General features: G+C 34.5%; 4 protein-coding genes and 1 pseudogene. All 5 read left to right on the plus strand.

The features are described 5' to 3' along the window. Positions 1–345: 345 nt before the first annotated feature. The gene (locus FRY97_RS21510; RefSeq protein WP_147169682.1) at positions 346–798 is read left to right on the plus strand and encodes a T9SS type A sorting domain-containing protein; all 453 of its coding nucleotides are present in this window, start codon (positions 346–348) and stop codon (positions 796–798) included. Between the two features lie 68 nt (positions 799–866). Next, positions 867–1343, plus strand: coding sequence for a hypothetical protein (locus FRY97_RS21515; RefSeq protein ID WP_147169683.1), 477 nt, complete (start codon positions 867–869; stop codon positions 1341–1343). A 93-nt stretch (positions 1344–1436) separates the two neighbouring features. Next, positions 1437–2294, plus strand: a complete 858-nt coding sequence (locus FRY97_RS21520) for a hypothetical protein (protein WP_147169684.1) — start codon at positions 1437–1439, stop codon at positions 2292–2294. Between the two features lie 294 nt (positions 2295–2588). Next, positions 2589–3614 carry a restriction endonuclease gene (locus tag FRY97_RS21525; protein ID WP_147169685.1) on the plus strand — a complete coding sequence of 342 codons (1026 nt, stop codon included), beginning with the start codon at positions 2589–2591 and terminating at the stop codon, positions 3612–3614. Positions 3615–3816: 202 nt separating this feature from the next. Next, positions 3817–4119: pseudogene (locus FRY97_RS23035) on the plus strand (MBOAT family O-acyltransferase); the annotation flags it as partial.

The raw sequence follows: 4119 nt of genomic DNA on the forward strand, positions 1-4119 counted from the left end.
ATATTGACGACGCGATGAACTTGTTTTTGATGTTTTCATAAGAACACAAATTTAAGAGAATTTGATGTCCTGATTTTTTAACACATCTCAATTTTAACTAGCCAAGGTGACCCAAGAAGGCTCTCTTGTAACCCCAACGGTCTAATTCAGAGAGAAGTTGATATTGTTTTTCGAAAGGCAGAAAACCTCACTAATGCCAATTCTGATCTTTCAGGAGGTTGGTATTTCACTTCTATTGATTTTCCAAATAATCCAGGGGCAAACCAAGTAGATTTTTACTCGTATCTACTCCATGAATTAGGTCACGCTCATTTACTTCGCCACACGCTTTCAGACGAAAATATTATGGATAAACCTAGTGTAATTGCAGGTGCAATTACGAGAGAGTTTTCTGAATTTGATGCAGAAGGGGGTACTCATATTATGGTAAGATCACAAGAAGTAGGCAATTCAATATTCTGTGGGGGTAATAGTGCAGTAGCTGTTTCTCAAGAAACCTACTGTTCGCCTACTAGTATCGTATGGATTGAAGACGAAACACTTATCTCTTATTACTATTCAAGCAACAACAATAGCCTTGTTTTTTCTATTTCAGATGAGCTATCAGGTGCTTATGATTTATCTGTATTTACAACTGACGGCAAACTTTTATCATATCAAGAAGTGGACTTTTTTTCAGGCGAAAAAGAAAAGATTGTTGCTTTAAATAGGCTTGATTCTTCGGGTACTTATTTTTTTCGATTACAAAGCAAGCAAGATCAGTACACATTCACTGGGCGGTTTGTTCTGCTTCGATAAAAGAGTAGCACTATAGAATCAGTATTTCCTCCATTAGCTGCAAAGTATATTATCACAAAACTCTTGCTATGAAATTTTTTGTTCACATTTTATCAATTTGCCTATTGACATCCTCTTGTCATGGTCACAAGGCATTGCAGATTGCAGACACTTCCTGTGATGGTTATTATACTTTTCTTAAAAAGAATATTGTCAAAACAGAAGGTGGCTGGTATGAATTTGTTGATTTAGAAGTGATTTATAAAAAATATGATGAAGGAGAATATGCTTATCCATTTCTCAGTGACTGCTTGAAAGGTAAAGATAAAGCATTTTTTGTTGAATACTTTGGCGTACCCCATAGGGAAATAATTGTTCCGCAGGATGATTACAATGTTTTTATTTATTGCTTCGATGAAATTTGTGCCGAGGAGAAAAAATGCTATTCGTCTTTAAGCAGTATGGGGTTTATTGTTTATTTTGATGACAATGACATTTTGATAGATATTTACCCTTTTCTTAGTTATATTGAGCATTATAGAACATTAGACAGGATAAAGGAATAACGAAGGCACAACACAGGCTACCTGTCCATGCCGGCTATCGCCGGCACAGGCAGGTAGCCCAACCGTTGCCTGTCATTAAAATACAAGATCATATTGATAGAAAGCAAAGACATAAAACTTTACAAATTAATTGCGGTTGGACATTTATCAATAAATCTTCCGGTAGTAATTATTAGTTTAGGAATACCAAGACTAATGGCTGACCAATTTGAGACAGTATTGGCGAAAACTTTAGCTTTTGTTTTCGGTCTACTGATTGGAATTGTATTATCATGGGGAATTTGGAGTGTTTTAATTGTAAAATGGAGAGTATGGGCTTTTAATCAAGTGGAAGAAAATGATTTTGTAAGGTTAAAAGAATTGGCAATTAGAAATAAGTTAATATGGGAAAGTGGAAGCAAATTTGAAACAACAGAATTCAGAACAGAGCTTGAAAATGAAAAAATAACTGTAATATCAGAAAAAATATTTGAGTTTGAACAGATAGAAGAAGTTAAACTTGATTTAAAGACTCCAAACTCGGTTGAGTATCGATTAAGTAAAAAACAAAACATTATGGAATGTTTGTCTATGATAATAGTGACCCTTGTTTCAATCGGATTGCTATTTACGAATTTGTATGCCTTCGGTTTGATAATGATGTTAATTATTCTGTTTGACCTGAAAAATATAGAGTTTGCAATAAAATCCCTTTCAAATGAAATTTATATGAAAATTAATGCTGACTATATACAAATTGGGCTTGAAAAAGAATCTATTGTTAAATGGGGGAAGATAATAAACTTAAGAATTGATAGAGAAAATAGGAAAATGCTCATTGAATATGAAAAAGATGGTAGCGAAGTAAAATTAGAAGTTGATTTATGGCGGTTAAAATCTTATAATCGTACGGAATTTGATAAACTTGTAAAGGTTTTTTATGAGAGATATAAACTGAAAATGATCAAGTAAAAAACGACAGGCAACATGAGCTACCCGTCCATGCCTCCCTTTGGTCGGCCCGGCGGGTAGCCGGGCCGTTACCTGCTATTCCTCTATTAAAGAGTAGAATTAATCAAGATAGCAAACGTTCACAGGATCATATGCTTGCTTGATTAGAAAAAAAATAGCACTGATAATCAATGGGTTGTGAACGTTAGTCAGAATGTAAAAAAGACGACCCTGCAAACTAACAACGACACGTTTTGACGGACTGACTTTCTAAATTTGAAGAAAATCAAAATATTAATTTAAACCTCAGACATAATGAATTATTGGCTACATAGAATTTCGCACATCGCTGAACTATCTTACCCTTTACTCGACAAAGGATTTTTGACCATCGGTTTTTCGGACTTTACCCATAAGGAGTTCATTGATAAAGTACTCGAAGATGATTGGAGCTACTTCAACGGACAGTTTCAAAAAATGTGGGGTAAAATACCACGGACAAGGCATAACCTATGGAGATTTTTGAAATTTAAAAAGGGAGATATTGTCATTGTACCAAGTTGGGGTACTTTTTTCGTTTGTGAAATAATAGACGAAAAACCCTTATTGATAAATGAGACTTTTTCAGATGACCTCAAAACTTGGGGAGACAAAAAAGTAACCACGGATGGAACCCACCTAGTTTCAGAAAATGGCAAAGCCTATGATTTGGGATTTGCAAGAAAGGTGAAAATCCACCACAAGAATATTTCCAGAGCCAAATTTGCTGATGCCAAGCTGACATCAAGAATGAAAATCCGCCAGACAAACGGCTCAATTAACGACTTGAAAAAGAATGTTGAGAAAAGTATCGCTAATTACATAGAGAATAGACCAATACACCTTCATTCGATAATCGTAGAAAAAACTGCGGACCTCGTCTTGGATGCAATTAAGACTGAATTGAACCCCGATAAATTTGAAAAGTTAGTAAGGACATATTTCAAGACAATTGGAGCAAATGAAGTTACAATTCCAGCCAAGAATGCAAGAGACAAAGAAGGAGATGCTGATATTGTGGCTGTTTTTGAAAATATAAAGTTGATAATCTACATTCAAGCAAAGTTTCACAAAGGCAAAATCAATGAATGGGGGACAAATCAAATTTTGGACTATAAAACAAACAAAGAGAGCATTGATGATGGATACAATAAAATTGCTTGGGTCATAACATCAGCAGACACTTTCAATGACCAAGCCGAGAAAATAGCGACTGAGAATGAAATTCAACTAATAGACGGGTTAGAATTTTCAAAAATGCTCTTGAATGCAGGGATTAACTTATTGAATACCAATCTGTAAGAAGAAAACACAGCAGGTAACATAGTGTATAAGCAATAGCGGGTGAAGTGCTAACTTCAAGTGCAATTCTTCGTTTCAACGTTCGTGCTTGCCGACAAGTAAGAGCCTTGAAACCCGCTACTGCTCATACACATAGCCGTTGTGCGTCATGCTAAGATAAATGGCAGTGCTAAAAATTAATATTAACGGATAGAAGAAAAGAATGCTTTTTAACTCAATTGACTTTGCAATTTTCTTACCGATAGTTTTTATACTCTATTGGTTTGTGACAAACAAAAACTTGAAGCTGCAAAACTTTCTGATAGTTGCAGCAAGTTACTTATTTTATGGATGGTGGGATTGGAGATTTTTGTCTCTAATTTTATTCAGTACAATTATTGATTTCACTGTTGGACAAAAACTAAGAAAAGAAGAAAATCAACTGAAAAGAAAAGTTCTATTATGGACAAGTATTTTAGTTAACCTTGGATTTTTAGGTTTCTTTAAATATTACAATTTCTTTTTA

Origin of the sequence: Phaeodactylibacter luteus, assembly GCF_007993045.1 — a bacterium.
Classification (GTDB): Bacteria; Bacteroidota; Bacteroidia; order Chitinophagales; family Saprospiraceae; genus Phaeodactylibacter; species Phaeodactylibacter luteus.

Excerpts from the sequence above, each read along its gene's own strand:
- FRY97_RS21510 (WP_147169682.1), top strand. The coding sequence starts at position 346 with ATGGATAAACCTAGTGTAATTGCAGGTGCAATTACGAGAGAGTTTTCT.
- FRY97_RS21515 (WP_147169683.1), top strand. The coding sequence starts at position 867 with ATGAAATTTTTTGTTCACATTTTATCAATTTGCCTATTGACATCCTCT.
- FRY97_RS21525 (WP_147169685.1), top strand. The coding sequence starts at position 2,589 with ATGAATTATTGGCTACATAGAATTTCGCACATCGCTGAACTATCTTAC.